The following is a 20,792-nucleotide window of genomic DNA, read 5'->3' on the forward strand; positions in this document are numbered from 1 at the left end:
GGCACGCTGAAGCTTGCGGTTTTCGGCACGCAATGCAGCGAGTTCTTTCTCCAGTTCATTGAGAGACTCATCAGAGGTCTTTTACTTAAAGAGGGTTGTTCTGTACTCATAACTTTATCATTTATATGATACTTATCAAGCCAAAGAATCAGCAAACGACGGCAAATACCCGTACGCTTGGCAAACTGATACTTCGTTTCGGAAGTCGATAAATACTCACGAATATACGACATTCGTTCAGATTCTGTGTAAGGAGTGTACTTCTTTTTTAATTCTTCCATGTGAATTTCGAATTTAAGAAGTGTCAACTTATTCAGTACACTACAGATACTGTCGTTTCCCCGTAGAGATACCAAAATTTCTCCATAGAGTCACCCCAATTATCCCATAGCTTTGCATAAAGGAATCAAGGCTTTTTCTTTGATTATATAACGTGTTGCAGATACTTTATCTGCAACCTATCTGCCACAGGTATCTGCCACGTTCCAACTATTTATTAACTAGTGTATTACACGCTTTTCGTTGCAGGTGGCAGATGTTTTTATGTTTTTCAACTTTATAGTAGGAAAAACTTTCATTCATTTCCGTACCGTATTGTGAATACTACTAAAAAACACCTAGCAGTTTAAGCAGATGTACTTGGTTAACTATATACATCTTGAGAATGTAAAATATTTGCAGAAACGACTTAATGCAGGATCCGATGAAGAAAATAGCAGTAAAACACTGATATAAACCGGTTCTTCTTGGTAGAAAACGTACGAAAAGTGCCAGAAATAAGCAATCACCTTTACTACAGCATTAGCGTAGTGAGGGTGATTTCAACTTATTCTCTCTCACATCTTTCCTTGAAACTGTTAAATATAACTACAAATAATTTTTAAATATCTTATCTATTATACTTTTCTGAAGCATCACTTCCATAACAGGTGTTTCTCTATCATATTTATAATATCTCTTATCTTTACGCACATAAATATATCTAATATACTCATAACCTGTAGCACACCATTCCTCAATATCAAATCTAATATCATCATATTCGAAAGGAAGCACTAATCTATTATTTATATCAACAGCTCCATATTTACTATCCTTAGTTACTATTACAACATCTTTAGTTACATAATCCAAACTATCATATTCTGTAGGAAGTAATACTTTACCGATATAATCAATAATTCCCACTTTTTTATCTTTCACAACATAATGCGCGGAAGGCCCATATTCCCACCATGAAGAAATCGAATCATACTCGCAGGGAATTAGCTGCTCACCATCCTTCATCACCACTCCCACCTTATCCTGCCTCTTCACTACAAGGCTTTTTCAGCCAAGACCAAATTAAAGTCATCATCAGCTGAAATTTCCTGTAATTTTCCAAAGCCGAAAATAGTATCTCCTTTATTATCCAGCCAAGCATAACCACGTTCACCACACAAAATAACGCCCCATTTCCCTTCCTGAATATATATGATATCGTTCTCTTCTTGTGCATATCCTATAGAAGATACTAATAAAGAGAATAAAAGTAAAATATAAGTTTTAACTATGTGTTCCATGATATCAGAATTACAACCATCATAATATTCTCAAATATAACGGATATAATTCTGATACACAATAATTCTTCTAACAAATAACAATTCTATTTCTCATCATCAAATGAGTGGCTCTAGAATCACCTTTATCAACTTTTCACGTTGCTTATACCACATGATATACGACTTCATGCGCTTCCGCCAGTTGAGGAACCTCCAGTTTATCCAACATTTTATCTAAAACAGATTCAGGAAGTGCATATTCCCTGCTTTTATTTTGTTGACGCCAAATGTGGTATGGTTGTTCCAGATAGACTATCTTTACTTTTGCACCATAATCAACAAACAAATCAATCAATTGAGCACGCATCTGACGAGTTATGTTAGTAGCATTCCAAACAAACTCCTGACCTTTGCGGAGATACGTTCTGGCTTCCTCTTTCGCTGTTTGCACTACCCATCCATTCGCAGACTTATCCGTAGGACTCAATTTGTGTTTTCGACGAATGACGTCCAAACTCACCACAGGAACATCTATGCCAGCAGATTGAATATAATAATCCTTCCCCATTCCCGGAAGTCCTGACAACATCGTCACTTCACATTTAAACTGTTCGTGAGGGACATAATCGATATAACTGTCTTCAGTATGGAAGTAATGAAAACGTGCATAATCAGTGGCAAATTCTCTTGGTTTCTTCCAACAATCCTGTTCACGGCAGAAAATCTCAAACAGTTCCAGTGCTTCCAGCAGTTCATTCTTATCTTCACAAATGCGTCCTCTGATATCAGCATCGGCCAACATCTTTAGCAATGAAGTATCTACCCGTAAAGAAGCTTCACAGAGTTTCTTCACAGAGTCAGGCTTCTCCATCAGCCAAACAGGTAATCCATGGTACCGGACTAAAGATGCAATCTGTTCCCGGATATGGAATGGAGCAGGACAATCCCGGTATAAAATAGTGCGGACAGTGTACTCTCCTTTTCTGGCATGTCCTTTAGCAGATACCCGCCCCTCTCCTTCATCCACGGAAGTTGAACGTTTTTCAACATCATGCAACAAGGCAGATGTCCAAATAAGTTCTTTCTCCAAAGTAGAAAGAGAATGATAAGCGGAAGACTGCTGCAATGCCTCCAACACCATACGGGTATGTTCGGCTACACTGCCCTCGGCATGATAACGAATATCCTGCTGAACAGTATTCATTTCGCGCACCCACTCGAACTGTTGTTCGAGTGAGCACCACGATTTATCTTCTATCAATTTCCAATTCATCTTTATTCCTCCTTTTCATTATTAAATTCCCAAACAAGCGGGGCACGCTTCCAGTTACGTGTCCAATGCTCGTCTGTTTTAACATGTCCTTTCCGCACATACTTAAATACATTATGTGCAAATTCGCTTACCAGATATTCTCCGACATTGCGGCTGACTACTCCCTCACGGGTACAAACCTCTTTCGTCCACGGATCACAAGAGCCGAAGATAGCCGGTTCTTGTGACATACGGATGATTTCCTGTTTTAATAGTTCCGGTGTCAAACCGGAAACAGACTCTATCTTCAACTCCGGAACAGTAGGAAAGTCGAATAAAGCTGCATAAAACTTTACTTCTTCCCACGACAGCCACTGATCCATACAGCGGACTGCAAAAACATAAAAATGCGTTTCTAATCGCTGATATTCTATGGAATGTACGGCATATAGATTCTCTCCAAAGATTTCTATATCACCCAAATCATTCTTTATCAATTCCCAACGCTCACGCAGTTGCCTCGTCCAAGGTGAAGTAGTAGGAGCAGCATGCGAACGGGCAAAAACACCCCACTGACTTAAACAATTATTCTCTCCATCCAGCTTCTCGGTATGCACCAATGTCCGAATCCGTTGGATGTCCTCCCAATACGTATGGTTAATCCGGTCGTCACTAGTCGTTCCGGGAGAGAACGGATAGTGATAAGTGCGACCATATTTCTCTGATATCATTTCTTTCTTTTTTTTAATTAAATACTAATTTCTTTCATCACATCACTCCTTATTCATTCGAACGATGCGAGGCATAAATTTACCCTGCACTTCCACCAGCGTTTCCTGTGTATACATCACTCTGTCAATATCCTTATATGCCAGTGGCATTTCTTCCACGCTCCCACCAATCAAAGTCACTCCCGCCTGCGACAGTAGTTTCTTCAAAGCCGATTGCGTAAAACTATCTTTTGCCTTCTGGCGGGACATCGCCCTGCCGGCTCCATGAGAAGCCGAATTTAAAGCAGCTTCCATCCCTTTGCCACAAACCAGATAACCTGCAGTAGCCATGCTACCGGGAATCAATCCCGCTTGTCCTTTCTGTGCCGGAGTAGCTCCTTTGCGATGCACGATTGCCATACGCCCCGGTGCTATTTCCTCTCTCCAAGCGAAGTTATGATGGTTGTTGACATTAGCGAGCGGCTTCAACCCTAATGCTTTCGCCAAATTCAAATGAATTCGCTCATGACAGGCACGGGCATAATCACCTGCCAGATTCATACTCATCCAATACTCCTGCCCCGCTTCAGTGTTTAAATCCAGCCAGGCAAAATGCTGTGCTTCACGGGGAAGCCTGCACACTTCACGTGCCAACAGGCTGTAATGTTTGGCAATGGCAGCTCCCAATCCTCGTGAACCGGAATGTGACAACAATGCCAGATAATTTCCTTCTGGAAGATTCAACACGTTATTTTCTTGCAGAGCGATCTCGCCGAACTCCACAAAATGATTGCCACCACCGGAACTCCCCAGTTGACGTACTGCCTTTCCATGCAAATCTCTCAACAAAGGCGTCAAACGGAATTCTTCCCTATCCAACACCTCATGTTCTTGCTCAAAACCCAATCCGCCATCCATACCGAAATGAGTGAAATCTTTCAAGGCTTCTTTCATCTGATAGGTATATCGTTTCAGGAAGTCGGCGCTGGCATCAAATACCGTCAGGCTCATCCGACAACCGATATCAACGCCTACGGCATACGGAATCACTACATTATCCGTAGCAAGCACTCCACCGATAGGTAACCCGTATCCGGCATGAGCGTCAGGCATCAATGCTCCGGCCACCGTTACAGGTAAGCGCATAGCCAGGTTCATCTGTTGTTTGGCAAGCGTTTCGATAAATTTACCTCCATAGGTTTTATACATCAACGGCTCATCCAATAAATCATAAGCTATAAACTCTTTCGCTATGATAGTAGGCGAAAGGCGTTCGGCCAGCTTATTCCAAATTTCATTATTTTTGTAAAATTCGGGATGCTCGAGTATATCGCTCAATGTCATTTCAATCTGTTCTTTAGTGTCGTATTTGCAATGTTTGCTCACAATGTCCACTACCAGACTACGGGCAACATTATCCCGGTATCCCAGTTTGCTTAAATCTTTTAATCGTATTCCCATACTCTTTTTTCGTTCGCATACAGCATTCCCTGTCGGCCTCACCGGCAGACAACAATGCAATACACGTGATACCAATGCTTTGGATATGGATATGAAATACCTCACCACCGCATTGAAGTGATTAATTTAAAATATAAAAAGTGATTGCAGGACTAATCAACGATTACCGCTTGTTAGTAGAATTGCGGTCAATATAAGAACCATAGGTTCAGTGTAAAAACAATAAGTTGCAAAGCCTCATCCTCTCGACGAGACAACTTAGTCCTAATTTGAAAATATTATAGCTCCAACATAATTAATACCCTTTCCATCTGTTTTTAAAGGGTGAATACTCATTTTATCGCGGCAAAAGTAGTGCTTATTTTTATTTCCTCCAAAGAATAATAGACAAATTTTAGCGTTCAGTAACTATCCGAGGGAAGTTTTGCCAAGAGTTTCTGTCAAATTGCTATTTTTTACTCCCTTTATATCCCCTATCTTTGCAACAGAGAAAACAAAAAGAAAGATAGTATATGAAACTAATGAAAGGTTTATTGAGTGCTTTTGCCGTTGTATTGGCAACCACAGCTTGTGCAGGCAACAGCGGAGAAAATAAAAAGAGTAATGAATCAACAAAGGAGGACAATAAAATGGAAGTAGTAGCATTAAATAAAGCAGATTTTTTAAAGAAAGTATATAATTATGAAGCCAATCCGAACGATTGGAAATTTGAGGGCAGCCGTCCTGCTATCGTAGATTTCTATGCTACCTGGTGTGGTCCATGTAAGGTGATGCACCCGATTCTGGAAGAACTGAGCAAAGAATATAGCGGTAAAGTAGATATCTATCAGATTGATGTGGACAAAGAACAAGATCTAGCAGCGGCATTCGGTATCCGCAGCATCCCTACCTTATTGATGATTCCGATGAAAGAGGAACCTAGAATCATGCAGGGAGCTATGCCCAAAGACCAGCTTAAAAAAGCAATTGATGAATTTCTTCTGAAACAAAATAACGAAGCAAAACAATAGACTTCGACTTTTTTCTCGTCATGGCAACTGCCCTCTATTCGTCTTTTGAAGATGGATAGAGGGCTAGTTTTAGTTAAACTCATTATAGTTTCCTCTGAACACCGTCGTCACCAACAACGTAATAAACTCCATTGTCTATCAATACAGCCCGTCCACGCTTTTTCTTCCGATTCTCCTTATTGTCAACATTGACAGCGATCACTTTACCATTATAAAAGGTTGAAATATCCTTAAAGATAGTGTGCCCCACAATGATATGTTTTATCATATAACGATCCAACATCATTTGTAAAGAGTCCTGTGCCAACGGTTTATATTGGGGATCTTTTCTCACCAGGCCGCGATACCAGATCGGACCGTCATTGCCATACAGAAAATCAGTCAGTGGAGAAAGTGCCTTACGCTCTTTTTTGCTCATGAAAAGTGCCCGGCTCATTTCCTCGTTCACAGTGGGGATATTCAAGTCCTTATCATAGAATAATTTTCCTAATCCGGCATGTACATATAAATCGGTTCCAATGATTTGCATTGTATTACGTGTTGCAAGCCAACGGCCCAATTCGGTATTTGTGCCGAATAATGAAGGATATTCCACTCCCAGTTTTTCTGCCAGCAGTTTATATTTATCTTTTGTATAGCGAAGATCGTTAGACAACACCAAAGCCTCATGGTTTCCCAAAAGGAAAGAGACATGACCTCCCGCTTTAACCGCTTCGTCTTCTAATTTATAGAACAGCCAGAAGATCTGCAGTACATCCTTACCACGGTCGAAAATATCTCCGATAATCACCAAATGATTACTACCGAAATTCCACTGATAGTTATCATTAATCACTCCGTTTCCTTGCAACAGGCTAATCACACAATCCAGCCGCCCATGAGGATCGGACATCACAAAAACTTTTTCCGGACGGGTATATTGCCACTCCGGTCTTTTCAATGGATGGAGTTTTACATCAAATGGATACCGTCCCTCATGATCCGTCACACGGAAACTGAAATCTTTAGGTAATGTCGCATAAGTCTTGTCTGTAATCCGTCCTTTCTTATTGACATTAATAACCCGTGTACTACCGTCTGCCTGATAGAGTATATAGGGTCCGTCACCAGACAATTTCTCTTTTTTCTCTTTCTTCTTATCTCCTGAATGATAAGTTCCGGCCTGAATGCCGGAACTTATTAAAACGAGAACAAGAGTAGAAAGAAATAATCTCAAAAAACGAGTGCTCATATTCTTTTCTTTCTTGAAATTTATTTTTTAATCGTTACTAATTCTCCTTCGTCATTGATGGCTTTAATATCATCTCCTTCAATAACCACGGCACGAGTCTCTTTTTCAAAAGCCTTGGGATGATTAACACAAATATCATATACCTTTTTATTATAGGTATACTTCACACGACTATTTTCCGTATGACCGATAATAATACGTTTGACATCATATTGAGCCAGAAGTTTATCTACATCCGCTTCCTTTATCGGACTGTACTCACTGCCAGTCTTAACCATTCCACGATACCACAACGGACCGTTATAACTATCACTATAAAGGAAATCGGCAATATCCGGATATTGTTTTTTCCGTTCCTCTTTTGAAAGGTAAATGCTCTTGCTCACCAGTTCATTGATTTCGGGAATCGTCTCTTCGCGTTCCATAAACACCTTACTCAATCCTGCATGAACATAAAGGTTTTCACCTACAATCTGAATGGTGTTTTTAGAACGCAGCCAGTTACCCATCACATTCGTCAGTCCCCACATCTTTCCATAGGTCATGTTCATCGCTCTTTGCGAAAGAGTGTTGTACTTGGCATACGTATATTTCAAGTTATCACGCATTATCATTTCTTCGTGATCCCCCAAGATGGTTGTCACTCTGCCACCAACAGCTTTCGCCTCAAATTCCAATTTGTATATGAGCCATAAAATAGGAAGTACGTCTGCTCCACGATCGAAAATATCACCATCAATCACCAAATGGTTACTGCCATATATCCATTCATATTTATCATTAATCACTTCCCCTGTTTTCAGAATAGCAGCAAACAAGTCGAAACGCCCGTGAAGGTCGGATACGGCAAATGTTTTAGCATACTCGGTACGGTCTTCCCATGCCGGACGTTCAAAATTCTCAATCTTATTAATGGGTACCTGAAAAAGGAGTTGATTATCATCCGAATACACATCCAGCTTCAATCCGGCTGGTAATCCGGATTCTTCACGAATGTTCAATGTATTCTCTTTAGTCACTTCCAGAATTTTAAGTTTACCGTTTTCATAGAAAAGGTAAGGGCTATCATTACGGAAATGAGTGATTCCAGCTATGTCCGGTCCCACGGGAGTCAGATCTTCCCCGCACGAATAAAAGGCCGTGATGAACAAACCCAAAAGGAAATAGATGCTATATATCTTTTTCATAATTTCTATACGTTAATGCGTTAATTAATGCAATTCATATTCTGGATTCTGAACCATATTCTCATTGTACTCCATTTCGTGGTTAGGAACAGGAAGAACGATTTTATAATAACTCCAATCAAACTCTACCGCTTCATTAGGAACTTCGCTCAAATAATCTTCACGTATCACTTTCTTGTTATTTCTAAGTAAATCAAAGAAACGTTGTCCCTCTCCCCAGAATTCAATGCGACGCTGTTCAAGCACCAGATCCAGATTTATATCTTCATCTGCCACAGCATCCAGATCCTTACCCGTACGTGCATAAATAGGTTTCAGATACTTGCGCGTATTAGGTATATCATTCCTCTTAATCGCAGCTTCAGCTGCATTCAGATAGAGTTCCGACAGACGGAAAACCGGGATATTGGCATCTTCATACGATTTAGAACCTTGTGCCGGATATTTCAAGCAATAAGGTTTACTGCTACTTGCCGTAGACACCATCTGACTACGAACATCATCGGAATTGTCTTTCATGTAGTCTTTCCAATACTTTTCGGTAGCTATCAGATTATATTTGGTGCTAAGATAACCAATGGATGATTTTCCCGGACTATCAGTTGTCAGATTCACAATTTCGAACAACAGTTCACTATTGAACGGAGTAGCCCATATCTTGGCATATTCATCATTGGTCCACAACTTATAGCCTTGTTTTTCCGCACCTTTGATAGCTTCGGCAGCCACATCGTATGCCTCTTTGTCATTCCCCATATAGAGATAAACCCGGCTTAATAATGTCATTGCCCCCCATTTATTGATCTTACCCTCTTTCTTTACCGGACGAAGCAGCTTCACCGCATCTGTCAGGTCGTCTGTGATGGCCTTATAACATTGGGCGGTCGTATTGCGGGAAGGTTTGATATTCTTATCTTCTACCACTTTATCAATAATGGGCACAGCCAGTGATGCCCCGTTATCTTTCAGATAAGGATACCCGTAAATACGTGTCATATCGAACAGCAACAAGGCACGTATTGCCAAAGCCTCTCCTTTCAAGTCATTATAATACTCCTGCTCTGTCAGCTTCTCCAGTTTCGGAGTTGTAATTTCCCGATCGGGAACAAGCTTTATCTTTTCAATATCCCGGAATAAAATGTTCAGGTTCTTACCAATACCGTAGTACATTCCCCAGAAACCACTAGGTCCATTCGTCTTATTGTACTTGAATGTATAGAAACTAACATTGGTGCTGGAAGACTTATAAGATTTCATATCATCTCCCCTCAAATCACCATAACAAAACATATCTGCTCCATAATAACTGGATGACTGCATACTGCTGTATGCACCGTTCAGCACAAATTCAAAATCTCTTAATTCGGTCAATGAACCATCAGTTTCTATAGCTGTGGAAGATTGCAAATCCAACCAATCATTTCCGCAACTACTCAATAAGGTTGCAAAGGCACCTAAAGCTATATATTTTATCTTTTTCATACTTATTCATTTATAGATTAATGCACTTAGAATTTCACTTCCAAACCGAATGTATAAGTTCTCATCGGAGGAGTATCCCAACTAGGTGATGAACCCGATTCGGGGTCAATATAATCGTATGCCGCCCAAGTTAACAGGTTATTGCCCGATGCATACAGACGTATATTGTCTATACCCACTTTCCGGGTCCATGTCTTCGGCAGTGTAAAGCCGAAAGTCAGATTCTTCAGACGAACATAATCTCCACTGTATAAACGACGTGTGGTAGCATAATCGGTCATGGAAATTGATCTACCGACTACAAAACGTTCAATACTCGTTTCATCACCCTCCTTCTGCCAGCGTTTCCGGTAATAAATAGGAATATTCAGCGTTCCGTCGCCACCGTGTTCCAGTTTACTTGCCGAGCCGTCATAGTTCCATGCTCCAAAAGAGAAATTCACATTAAAATTCAGATCAAACCACTTATAAGAGATGCTGTTACCCAGTCCACCGGTGATAGTAGGATCGGCACATTGCAGTATCACTTTTTCCGCACTACGCGGATCTTTAGTAGTTTCTTTGTTCAGATTTCCATTTTCATCCGTCGTATTCTTATAGAACATCGGTTCACCGTCTGCCGGGTCGATGCCTGCAAATTCAATCATATAATAGGTAGAATAGGGCAAACCTACCTTATGAATAGATGTTCCGCTGGTTACTTGTTTCAAATCTCCGTCCAACTTCAGGATTTTATTGGCATTATGTCCCAGATTCAAACTAGTGCTCCAACGAAAATCTTTTGTCTCGATATTAGTTGAACGAATTTCCAATTCATATCCCTTGTTTTGTAATTTACCTATGTTGGCAAGATAACTTGAGAAACCTGTTGCAAGAGATAATGGCCGGCTGTAAAGCAGATTTTTCGTTGTACGAACGTAATATTCAAATGTAACATTCAGTCTGTTGTCGAAGAATCCCAAGTCGATACCGGAGTTGAAGTTGTAGTTGGTTTCCCAAGTCAGTTCCTTGTTTTCCAGTTGCGACTGCGTGATACCCGGATTATCGTTATAATTACTAGTCAGACTGCTCAATCCCATATATCCATAATAAGAAGACGGCAGAGTTCCGTTCACACCGTAAGAAACTCTAAGTTTCAGGTCACTTAACCAGTTCTGAAGAGGTTTCATAAAACTCTCGCTACTCACTCTCCATGCACCGGACAATGACCAGAAATTTCCCCAACGATTCTCTCTTGCCAATCGCGAACTTCCGTCTGTTCTCCAACTCGCTCCCAGATAGTATTTGTTGTCATAATCATAGTTGGCACGTGTAATATAAGAGACAATACGCGTCGTACTGTTAGAACCTCCCATACTCTGATACACTACACCATTGTTGACTTCCGGCTTATCCCAGCGTGCAAAATTAGAGATAGTAGTTCCCAGTCCATCCGACTCCTTACTGTTGATTTCATAACCAACCAAAAGGTCCAGATTGTGTTTTTTCTTGATCTTTGTCTGATAAGTCAGAATATTAGACCATGTCATATTGGTAATATCATTATAATCTTTGCTGAAACGTCCGTTATCATCGTCACCGTCACTGGTACGCGGGTCTTTCCATGCACGAGACTTGTTCATCACAAAATCATAGCTGAATGTAGACGCAAACTTGATTCCTTTCCAAATATCGAATGATGCATATACGGTATTGAAAGAACGGGTCGCATATTCTCTCTTAAAATTATAAGAATTTGATAACATCGGATTACGGTCATCTAATTTGATTAATGCACGGTTCCAGGTACCGTCTTCATTCCATATAGGGTCAGACGGTGTGGCTCCATTACGCGTACCGTAAATTGGAGAAGTATACGATGTCCCCTCTGAATAAGTATCCTGATTCACTTTGGAGAACTGTATCTTTGCACCGATATTCATCCATTTAGCCATCTGATAGTCTACATTCAAACGTGCAGAAATACGTTCCAGACCGGAGTTTATCGTAACACCATCCTGCTTCATATAGCCGATGGACGTATAGTATTTAATCTTTTCCTGTCCGCCGGAAGCTGAAAACTCATAATTCTGATGGCTACCGTTACGGAACAGATAATCATCCCAATTCACAAAACCACACCAAGGGATCGGTGCATACTGGTCAATATTCGAATCGGCATAAGCCCATGCTTCATTCTCGGTCATCCCCTGATGAAGTCCCACCTCATCATCGGTCTTACCGCTATAAGTTAAAGCATAATTTCGAAGCCCCTCGTGGATCAGGTTACGACGTTCCTGTCCGCCCATCAATTCGCGGAAAGGCATGGCAAAATTAGAGAATCCCCAATCCGATTTCAATTTAAAGACCGGTTTACCTGCTTTTCCTTGTTTCGTAGTAATAATGACAACGCCATTCGCTGCACGTGAACCATAAAGTGAAGCAGCAGCGGCATCCTTGATAACAGTGATGCTTTCAATATCCGATGTATTCAAGGTAGACATTACATCCAAACCGGAATCACTACCAGATGCACCAATATTACCCGACAATACGGGAACACCATCCACTACATACAGCGGAGAATTGGAGGCATTGAACGAACCCATGCCACGGATACGGATGGACGTTGACGAACCCGGTATACCCGAACCGGTATTTACGCTGACACCGGGAGCCGCCCCCTCCAACATCTGTTGGAAAGATACATTAGGCACATCTTTCACAGCATCTGTCTTTACGATACTGGCAGAACCTGCATAAGCCGATTTCTTGAAAGTACCATATCCCGTTACAATCACTTCGTCCAACAGGTTATTATCCACTTTCAGGATTATGCTCATCGGCTTGCCGGGAGTTGCAACTACCTCCTGTGACGTATAACCGATATAAGAAACCATCAGAGTCACTTTCTTGTCTGTAACTTCCAGATGGAAATTACCGTCCATATCAGTCATCATACCGTTAGTTGTACCTTTCACGATGACATTAGCTCCGATTATCGGCTCTCCACTATCTTCAATTACTTTCCCTGTAATCGTATATTTCTCACGTGCAACAGTTTCCGTCCTAACGGGTTCAGCCTTACGGATGGCAATTACTCCATCATGAACCGTATAAGTCAGTCCGCTATTTCGCAGGCATTTGTTAAGCACTTCAGAAATCAGTTCATTCTTCACATCCAGATTTTCCACTCTGACTTTCTTCGCATCATTTGTGCTGTAGATAAAGGTAAAGTCCGTTTGTTTCTGAATTTCCCAAAGAACTTCATTCAATGTTACATTTCTGAATTTGGCTGTAACCGTGGTCTGTGCGAATATAGATGCGCGCATCAGCCCTGAAGTTGTAATACAGAGAAAAAGGAACATCATACAAAGACGTTTTCCATATTTCCCAAATCTGGCAACATTACGTAGTTTTTCCATAAAACAGGGATTAATGATTAGTGAATATTTTGATAGTTTTTCCTTCTACTGTGACAGTTACTCTACCCGTTTGCTCCAACAATTTCACCAATGGGGTAATCTCATTATAACGGTTTACATAGCAACCGAAGCGTAACTCCTTGGTCGCCTCATTCTCATAGACTACATCCATATCATACCATCTGGCAAGAGTTTTCATGATGCCATCCAATCGCTGGTCCTTGAAATTGATCTTTCCATGTATCCATGAAGTATAAAATGCAGTATCTACATTGCGTACATTGATCTGGTTGCTGCCCGGAGTAATACAAGCCTGTTCCGATGGTTTCAGAATCCGGTTGCTTCCATTTTCAGTCTGTACTTTTACCGAACCGCTGACAAGTGTAGTTTGATATTCTTCGTTTGCGTAAGCTGATATATTAAAAGTAGTTCCTAATACTTCTATTTTCATCCCTTTGGTTTGTACAATAAAAGGCTGTCCGGTTTTGCTTACTTCGAAATAGGCCTCTCCCTCCAATTCTACCAGACGGCAATCCTGTGCAAACTGAACAGGAAAGCGGATGGAACTCATGGAATTCAACTGTACTTTACTTCCATCGCTCAACGTCAGCTGATATTCACCACCACGAGGAACGTTTACCTTATTATATGCAAGTTTTTCGGATGTCCGGGCGGGAGCCTGCTGATAATTCAATGCTGTAGAATCCACCTGAATGACTGTACCATCTTTTTCTTTCAATTCCACGCCGGAGGTAGACTTCAAATCAATTGCTTCTCCATTATCCAGAATAAGAACGGCTTTCTTACCACCCGGAACAATTTGTTCCGCTACTTGAGATAACGGCTGGGGTTCATTACCGCTCTTATATATTGCCACAGTAGCAATAACCACCGGAAAAATGAAAATAGCAGCATATTTACATATATTCAGTATCCGATGTCTGAACCGATGGCGTTGGATTTTTCTTTGCACCCCCTCCCATCCGTCCTCTGTATGGAAAGTTTGCCGCTTCTGCATATTCTGCTTTATGTTCTCTTCCTTGCAGATTTCCCGAAAAAGGCGTTCGTTTTCGGACGATTCATTTCTCCACCGAGTCAGTTCCGCCTGTTCTTCTTCCTCGATTTCATCAGATAAGTATCTGGCAATGAGTCTTGCAATATAAAAATGTTGGTTTATCATAATTCACATGTTTTAATCGTTGTTTATACTAAAACAGGTGAATTGAAAATCAGGGTGTATTAAAATGATTTTTTTTAAAAGAAACTATAAAAAGTAAAAAACCAGGTAGTAATAGTCTTTCAAATATACGCGTAATTTACGGTAGGCAATCTTTTTCTGGGAGTGTACCGTTTCACCGGAAATATTCAGTGTTTCAGCAATTTCCGGATTGCTTTTTCCCTCAAGTGCCAGTTGCATAATGCTTTTCATCTGCGGTGGCAGTTTTTCAATGGCATCCACCAATATCCGGTAACTTTCTTCTGCAATGACCTTGTCTTGAAAAAAAGAGTCTTTACTCATTTCCTGAACTTTCTGTGCATACTCGTTCATGACTTTGGTATGTTCCAGTTCATTCAAAGATTTATTGCGTACCGACGTGTAGAGGAATGATTTAATCTGATGCACATACATGAAATCATCGCGTAACTGCCACAACTTCACAAAACACTCCTGAACAATATCAGCCGCTAATGCATCATTTTCGACATACTGATTAGCAAACATACATAGAGATATGTAATATTTGTCGAATATAGAACGAAACTGCGTCTCATCAGTTAACTTAATACTAATATAGTCTGTTGTGCCAATCACGTATTCTTTATTTTGGTTACAAATATACCATTTGAAAATTATGTAACCAAACAAAAATGAAAAATCACAATCTTTGTTTCATTACAAAACCTTCAAAGAAGTCGTCCCGATAACTATTACCGATAGCAATTTCATACGATTTTATAAATATATCATTATTGTCAAATGACTCGATGTGATCGGTATTGACGATATAGGATTTATTCACCCGCAAAAAAATAGATTTTGGTAATAAATCGAATATGGCTTTCAGGCTCATGCGAGTAATGATACGCTGGTCGTTCAGTTGAAGAATGACGTAATCTTTCAATCCCTCAATAAAGAGAATATCGGAGAAATTCACCTTGAAATACCGGCGCTCTGCCTTTACGAAGAAATATTCAGCGGCAACAATCGTTTCGATAGCTTCTTTTTCTTCTTTCAATAATAGAGAATGATAGGATAACGCTTTATCCACCGCCTTTTGAAAACGTTCCGCTTCGACAGGCTTAATCAGATAGTCGATTGCATCTACTTCATAGCTATCCAACGCATATTCTGTATAGGCTGTGGTGAAAATAACCAGTGTCTTTTTGGAAATTGTACGGGCAAACTCTATTCCTGTAATCCCAGGCATCTGAATATCCAGAAAAGCCAGATCGACTCCCTGTTGCTCCATAAAGTCGGAAGCAGTTGCAGCACTGTTAAAACTGCCTATCAACTGGAGGTTATCGGATTCTTCTATCAATAACTTCATGGCCTCACGTGCCAAGGGTTCATCATCTACAATGATACAATTCATAATGTTATACTTAAAATTACAGAATAGAGATTTTCATCTTCTCTTTGTTCCAACTTATAATGTTCAGGATACAGTAATCCTAACCTACGCTGGATATTGGCAAGTCCGATTCCACCGACTTTACCCTGCTGGACTGCAACAGCCGGTTTAGAATTCTCACACCGGAAATCCAGTCGGTGAGCATCCACCTTAAAAAAGACATGGACATACGAAGAATGCTCACTATCAAAACTATGTTTCACCGCATTTTCCACAAAAGGAATGAATAACAAAGGCTGAATCCAAATGGAATCCACTTCTCCCTCCTGCCTCAACGTAAACTGGAAATTGTCACGGCGTATCTTTTCCAAATTCAGATAGTCATTCAGGAAACGGATATCCGAAGCCAATGAAACTCTTTCACGCGAACTGTCGTTAATCTGATACCGTAGCAAATCTTCCAGTTTAAAAAGTACTTTGGAAGCTTCTTCCGGATTTCTCTTTATCAGGACATTGGCATTATTCAGCATATTGAAAAGAAAATGCGGGTTAATCTGATTCTTCAGAAATGTCAGTTCGGATTGCAAAGTAGTGGACTCGAGTTCGTCAATACGCAGGTTATAACGCAACCAATGGGTAAACAAGGATATGGCTGCCGAACCTGCGGTAACAAAACCGATGGTCAGTATCCCCGAAAAAGTATTAATGAAAGTAGCGAATCTGCCAGGATCTTTTCCGGGCAGAATTACTTCAAAGAGTAATCCCTGGGTGATTGAAAGGAAGACGATGACTACCAAATTCGTCAGGACAGCCGCCAGGACATAGTGACCTAAGCGGTTCTTCAACAGAAAACAGGGTACTAATATATACAGGTTCATATAGATTACCGTATTAATGGAAACAAAATATGCCAGGAATCCACCAAAACGCCGCCAAAAAGAAACTGCCTGCAAAGGTTCGTACCAAAAGACATTAATAGTCATCAAAAGAACTATTATTTGCAGTAACAGATGTCTGCATGTCCGGTAATGAGGACTTAACAGAAAAGCTGTAACGCTTTTATCTTCCATTCTTCTATGTTCTGTATTCAGGTTCATACTTCACCTCCTTTCAATTCCAACCAGATGCTTTCTGTCGTCAGGAATAGTCTGTAACGATTGCCATATAATAAGTTCAGTCTTTGGCGGATTCTTTCAAGTCCTTTATCTTCCAAAAGATTCACTTGTAGGCAAAGACAGGTGAATATAATTGTGTTCTCTTCTACTTTCAAATGGATTTTGAGAGAAACAGGGATTGATGTTCGCTGTTCGTTGATTGATTTTACAATATATTGCACAAATGGAATGAAAAGCAAGGGTGGAACCAGTGTTCTATTTACTTCTCCATCCGCAAGCAATTCATAATTGAATTGTGCCTGAGAATTCTGTTCCAAGGTCAGGTAATTATTCAGGAAATTAATTTCACTACTAAGCAATACCTTTGTTCTGCTGCAATCATATAATTGATAGCGAAGTAGTTGACTTAATTTCATCAGCATCTTCGAGGCTTTTTCCGGTTCGCTCAATGTCAGTTCCCCCGAATGATGCAATGTTTTGAAAAGAAGTTCGGGGCTGACTTGTTCTTTTAGCTGTTCCACTTCCGAAAGAACGTGAACCTTTTCCATTTGTGAGACACGTTGATGATCTATCATCCATTCTTTCAGGAGAACGGTCATTGTTCCTCCTATCATGCAGAGTGTGGACAACATGAAAGAAGATATATAATCCATCACTATAGGTATGGAGAAATAGGAGGCACGTTCGTAAAATTCCGGCCAGCAGGAATAAGATACATATTCCGTTGCCATTTGTATTGCCAGGGCAAGCATCATTGCTACTGAAAGTAAGGATATGTAGGTTAGATAGCGTCTTTTCAGCAAAAACTTTGGAAAGAGCCAGAAAAGATTCAGATAAATAACTCCTATATAAGTCAGTAGATATAAGAAAGTGAATGTATAAATCCATCCTCCCAATATATCCCGATAATCGAGGAATATAATAAAAACCTGATTGAATGATATGGTAGCCAACACCATAATAAGCACCAGATAACGCGCCCATCGAAGTTCCGGACTAACGAGGAATCGATATAATAAAGTAGATTTATTGTCTGTTGTTATTGTTTCAGCCATCGTGTATTTAATCAGGGAAGATGTTTTATCTCCGGGGACGAAGATAAAACATTTTTCCGGTTGGACTTCTATATCGGTTATTTAAAATTCAAGTTTATAACTCACATTTGTCAATGTTGTAGAACCGTCACTAACATCAATTTTTCCAGTTTTCACATTATATTCATGTCCATAGTGTTCTTTCGCACCGGTAAAATTAAGTCCTTTCACAGCAAACTCATGAGAGACTTTCTTCTTGTTGATGCGGTAACTCACGGTATAGTTGCCGATAAGCATGGGAGAATACTGTTTAGAAAATGCTTTCGTTTCATCATACTGTACCTCTTTATCAGGATGATTCATCGTTGCTTCCCTGTCAATCGGAGAATACCGGTCACCTCCTTGTAAGGTCAATTTCAGATTGATGCTAAGAATATTCTGTCTGTTACGTCCCAGCATCCATTCCTTTCCAATCAGTCCGTTGATGACATAATTCCGATTAAACTTCGTATTGTACCACACACCGTCTCCGCCCCGGTAGCGGGAATCGAAAAGAGAACCGGAAATCATGTAATAGAGTCCTTTTTCCAGGAAACGTTCTAAAGTGATGTCAATACCGATGTTGCGTCCTCTTCCTTTATTAACCAATGCGTCTTCCACATAGAAATCAGAACGGTTGAGTACGGAATAAGAGCTGTCAGCCATCACAGGCACATCATGGAGAAATTGGATATAAGGTTCTATTTTCAGATTCATGCGATCGGATATTTTGTATCCAAAAGATAACATGACGTGCTGCGCTTTGGTGAAATCGAGTTCCTTGTTGACGGATTTGTCTCCTGTACTTTTCGTTTTCACAAAATAGACGTCCATTTTCTCCATGCGACTGTACATACCATAAGCCAGTGCAAAAGTTGCTTTCGGAGTAGCTTGCCATTTCAAACCAATACGGGGTTCAACAGACCATTTATTATTCAGAGTCAGAAATTGCCCGTAAATACCGGCATTGAGCGTCCAGCGTTCCGTCAATCCTACAGAAGAACTATTGTAGGCAGATATCAGACTCGTATTACCTTTTCCTTGAGATACGGTTTCCAGTGATTCGGCTTCATAAGGAGCAATGGCAAGATTCATTTGATAGAACATGGCATTATACGTAAATCCTGTCTTATTAGTAAAACGGTTACTGAATTTACGGTTAAAAGTCGAAGTCAGTATTAAGTTAGTATGTTTTGAGTTAAGATCCATGTAGGGGGTGGATTCCAAAGAGTGGTTAAATAGGATTGCTCCACCGTCCAATTGCGAATAAGTACCGGCAATAGTGGTTTTCAGTGATGCGTCATTGTTGAAGAAATAACGGTGGCTGATACCTCCGGCAGCCATATACTGTTTGTCTTTTGATTCGCTACGGTCGCTCATATATTCCCATTTATCCGTATTCTTTTCAAAATCACTGCCGAATTTATCAATCAGGCTGGTTCCCCAGACAGAGAATGTTCCTGCTTTCTGTGTCGGGAAATTCAGTTTGAAGTTCAAGTCCTGATAGTCCATCTTTCCGCCCTCCAAGTTCAGAAGTCCTGTTGTGGAATACCGATAATTGAAAATATAGGATGCTTTGTGCTTCTTGCTTAACGGTCCTTCGGAAGCTACATCAATTCCCATGATGCCCACTTGAAGCGTATTCTCATTCTTCTGGTTATTTCCATTACGCAATTTCATATCAAACACACCAGATACCGCATTTCCATATTCTGCCGGAAAAGCTCCGGTAAAGAAATCGGAATTACCCAATACCTGCGAACTAAGAGATGAAAGTATCCCTCCACCCAATGTGGCAATATCCGCAAAGTGATTCGGGTTCGGAATTTCAACGTCTTCCAATCGCCACTGCAACAGATGGGGAGCATTGCCATGAATGGATATTCCATTGGAAGATACACTGGGGGCCACTCCGGCAAAGGAGGATACCAAACGGGCAGGGTCGTCAAAACCTCCGGCATAGCGGCTCGCTTCTTCCACACTCAACATACGGGCTCCGGTAGTAGCCATCTTATTCATCGCTTCTTCTTTATTGGTTCTGGCACGAATCACTACTTCATTGAGTTCGTTTACACTTTCTTTCAAAGGAATTTCCAGATAAACCTCCTTGGCGGAAGTTAGCAGTATCTCCCTGAAAATACCCGGTTCATATCCCATAAAGGCTGCCTCTACCGTATGTCGTCCAACAGGAACCTGTGGTATGCTGAAACGACCGAGACTGTCTGTTATCGTACCTGTTCTCTCTTTTTCGGATAATCTCACCGTTGCATACGGTATCGGGTGTTTTGAATCCCCGTCAATAACCATTCCCCGGATTGTCTGTACCGGCCGGCCTTTTCTCTGCGGTGTCTGACTAAAAGCCACTGCGGATACCAACAAAGCAACCAACAAAAGTATCCACCCGCCATAACGATGTATTTTCCGGGTTAACTCTTCACTAAGAACTCTCTCAAAAGTTTTGAGTACTGCGCTGCATTCATCTGCGGAAATGCCCGACTGAACAGATATTTTTTCTAATAATCTAGTTTTATTCATCTTCATGATTTTATTCTGTTTTTATTTCGTCACGAAGATAGAGGATAGAAGATTGCCGATTTTTGAAATGAGACGAATACATCCCGTTTGTAGACAAAACACAAAATTGATAAGACGAAAAATCGTCCGAACTATGGAATTTCACTTAAAGAAGAACCTCTTTTTAAAAGACACATCACTTTCAGAACGATTTATATCCTCTAAAAGTGATGTGA

General features: G+C 40.6%; 17 protein-coding genes. 1 reads left to right on the plus strand and 16 read right to left on the minus strand.

The genetic code is table 11. The features are described from left to right. From HMPREF9010_RS26355 to HMPREF9010_RS13665, 6 genes are all read right to left on the minus strand, one after another. Positions 1–281, minus strand: a 281-nt coding sequence (locus HMPREF9010_RS26355; protein ID WP_232284336.1) for a transposase, incomplete at its 3' end; no start/stop codon positions are given. Between the two features lie 586 nt (positions 282–867). After that, positions 868–1,317 (minus strand): WG repeat-containing protein, encoded by a 450-nt coding sequence (locus tag HMPREF9010_RS13685; protein WP_008648679.1) that lies wholly within the window; start codon positions 1,315–1,317, stop codon positions 868–870. Beyond that, positions 1,317–1,562 (minus strand): hypothetical protein, encoded by a 246-nt coding sequence (locus tag HMPREF9010_RS13680; RefSeq protein WP_004300538.1) that lies wholly within the window; start codon positions 1,560–1,562, stop codon positions 1,317–1,319. Before HMPREF9010_RS13680 ends, HMPREF9010_RS13685 begins: the two co-directional genes overlap by 1 nt. A 145-nt stretch (positions 1,563–1,707) precedes the next feature. Beyond that, on the minus strand, positions 1,708–2,817 hold the full coding sequence (locus HMPREF9010_RS13675) for an AAA family ATPase (RefSeq protein ID WP_004304138.1): 1,110 nt from the start codon (positions 2,815–2,817) through the stop codon (positions 1,708–1,710). A 2-nt stretch (positions 2,818–2,819) separates the two neighbouring features. Further along, the gene (locus HMPREF9010_RS13670; protein WP_008648680.1) at positions 2,820–3,527 is read right to left on the minus strand and encodes an RNA ligase family protein; all 708 of its coding nucleotides are present in this window, start codon (positions 3,525–3,527) and stop codon (positions 2,820–2,822) included. Positions 3,528–3,569: 42 nt separating this feature from the next. After that, positions 3,570–4,967, minus strand: a complete 1,398-nt coding sequence (locus tag HMPREF9010_RS13665; RefSeq protein ID WP_008648681.1) for an RtcB family protein — start codon at positions 4,965–4,967, stop codon at positions 3,570–3,572. Positions 4,968–5,479: 512 nt separating this feature from the next. Here HMPREF9010_RS13665 and trxA point away from each other — a divergent pair. Beyond that, complete coding sequence (gene trxA / locus HMPREF9010_RS13660) at positions 5,480–5,977, plus strand: thioredoxin (RefSeq protein WP_004304142.1); 498 nt, start codon at positions 5,480–5,482, stop codon at positions 5,975–5,977. 82 nt (positions 5,978–6,059) lie between these two features. Here trxA and HMPREF9010_RS13655 read toward each other — a convergent pair whose 3' ends face one another. From HMPREF9010_RS13655 to HMPREF9010_RS13610, 10 genes are all read right to left on the minus strand, one after another. Then, positions 6,060–7,208 carry a metallophosphoesterase gene (locus HMPREF9010_RS13655; RefSeq protein ID WP_008648684.1) on the minus strand — a complete coding sequence of 383 codons (1,149 nt, stop codon included), beginning with the start codon at positions 7,206–7,208 and terminating at the stop codon, positions 6,060–6,062. Between the two features lie 20 nt (positions 7,209–7,228). Next, positions 7,229–8,395 (minus strand): metallophosphoesterase, encoded by a 1,167-nt coding sequence (locus HMPREF9010_RS13650; RefSeq protein ID WP_008648685.1) that lies wholly within the window; start codon positions 8,393–8,395, stop codon positions 7,229–7,231. Between the two features lie 24 nt (positions 8,396–8,419). Then, the gene (locus tag HMPREF9010_RS13645; protein WP_008648686.1) at positions 8,420–9,877 is read right to left on the minus strand and encodes a RagB/SusD family nutrient uptake outer membrane protein; all 1,458 of its coding nucleotides are present in this window, start codon (positions 9,875–9,877) and stop codon (positions 8,420–8,422) included. A 26-nt stretch (positions 9,878–9,903) separates the two neighbouring features. Then, positions 9,904–13,281, minus strand: a complete 3,378-nt coding sequence (locus HMPREF9010_RS13640; protein ID WP_008648689.1) for a TonB-dependent receptor — start codon at positions 13,279–13,281, stop codon at positions 9,904–9,906. 10 nt (positions 13,282–13,291) lie between these two features. Beyond that, positions 13,292–14,461 (minus strand): FecR family protein, encoded by a 1,170-nt coding sequence (locus tag HMPREF9010_RS13635; RefSeq protein ID WP_008648690.1) that lies wholly within the window; start codon positions 14,459–14,461, stop codon positions 13,292–13,294. A gap of 84 nt (positions 14,462–14,545) precedes the next feature. Then, a complete protein-coding gene (locus HMPREF9010_RS13630) occupies positions 14,546–15,094 on the minus strand; it encodes an RNA polymerase sigma-70 factor (protein WP_004304159.1) in 549 nt (182 codons plus the stop codon). Between the two features lie 64 nt (positions 15,095–15,158). Continuing rightward, entirely contained in the window at positions 15,159–15,875 is a 717-nt protein-coding gene (locus tag HMPREF9010_RS13625) for a LytR/AlgR family response regulator transcription factor (protein WP_008648691.1), read from the minus strand. Next, a complete protein-coding gene (locus tag HMPREF9010_RS13620; RefSeq protein ID WP_008648692.1) occupies positions 15,872–16,951 on the minus strand; it encodes a sensor histidine kinase in 1,080 nt (359 codons plus the stop codon). Before HMPREF9010_RS13620 ends, HMPREF9010_RS13625 begins: the two co-directional genes overlap by 4 nt. Next, positions 16,948–18,024, minus strand: a complete 1,077-nt coding sequence (locus HMPREF9010_RS13615) for a sensor histidine kinase (RefSeq protein WP_004311232.1) — start codon at positions 18,022–18,024, stop codon at positions 16,948–16,950. Before HMPREF9010_RS13615 ends, HMPREF9010_RS13620 begins: the two co-directional genes overlap by 4 nt. Positions 18,025–18,105: 81 nt before the next feature. Further along, positions 18,106–20,583, minus strand: a complete 2,478-nt coding sequence (locus HMPREF9010_RS13610) for a TonB-dependent receptor (protein ID WP_008648693.1) — start codon at positions 20,581–20,583, stop codon at positions 18,106–18,108. Positions 20,584–20,792: the final 209 nt, after the last annotated feature.

The organism is Bacteroides sp. 3_1_23, from assembly GCF_000162555.1.
Lineage (GTDB): Bacteria > Bacteroidota > Bacteroidia > Bacteroidales > Bacteroidaceae > Bacteroides > Bacteroides ovatus.

Coding starts and splice junctions, on each gene's coding strand:
- HMPREF9010_RS13680 (WP_004300538.1), bottom strand. CDS start 1,562: ATGGAACACATAGTTAAAACTTATATTTTACTTTTATTCTCTTTATTA.
- HMPREF9010_RS13675 (WP_004304138.1), bottom strand. CDS start 2,817: ATGAATTGGAAATTGATAGAAGATAAATCGTGGTGCTCACTCGAACAA.
- HMPREF9010_RS13670 (WP_008648680.1), bottom strand. CDS start 3,527: ATGATATCAGAGAAATATGGTCGCACTTATCACTATCCGTTCTCTCCC.
- HMPREF9010_RS13665 (WP_008648681.1), bottom strand. CDS start 4,967: ATGGGAATACGATTAAAAGATTTAAGCAAACTGGGATACCGGGATAAT.
- trxA (WP_004304142.1), top strand. CDS start 5,480: ATGAAACTAATGAAAGGTTTATTGAGTGCTTTTGCCGTTGTATTGGCA.
- HMPREF9010_RS13655 (WP_008648684.1), bottom strand. CDS start 7,208: ATGAGCACTCGTTTTTTGAGATTATTTCTTTCTACTCTTGTTCTCGTT.
- HMPREF9010_RS13650 (WP_008648685.1), bottom strand. CDS start 8,395: ATGAAAAAGATATATAGCATCTATTTCCTTTTGGGTTTGTTCATCACG.
- HMPREF9010_RS13645 (WP_008648686.1), bottom strand. CDS start 9,877: ATGAAAAAGATAAAATATATAGCTTTAGGTGCCTTTGCAACCTTATTG.
- HMPREF9010_RS13640 (WP_008648689.1), bottom strand. CDS start 13,281: ATGGAAAAACTACGTAATGTTGCCAGATTTGGGAAATATGGAAAACGT.
- HMPREF9010_RS13635 (WP_008648690.1), bottom strand. CDS start 14,461: ATGATAAACCAACATTTTTATATTGCAAGACTCATTGCCAGATACTTA.
- HMPREF9010_RS13625 (WP_008648691.1), bottom strand. CDS start 15,875: ATGAATTGTATCATTGTAGATGATGAACCCTTGGCACGTGAGGCCATG.
- HMPREF9010_RS13620 (WP_008648692.1), bottom strand. CDS start 16,951: ATGAACCTGAATACAGAACATAGAAGAATGGAAGATAAAAGCGTTACA.
- HMPREF9010_RS13615 (WP_004311232.1), bottom strand. CDS start 18,024: ATGGCTGAAACAATAACAACAGACAATAAATCTACTTTATTATATCGA.
- HMPREF9010_RS13610 (WP_008648693.1), bottom strand. CDS start 20,583: ATGAAGATGAATAAAACTAGATTATTAGAAAAAATATCTGTTCAGTCG.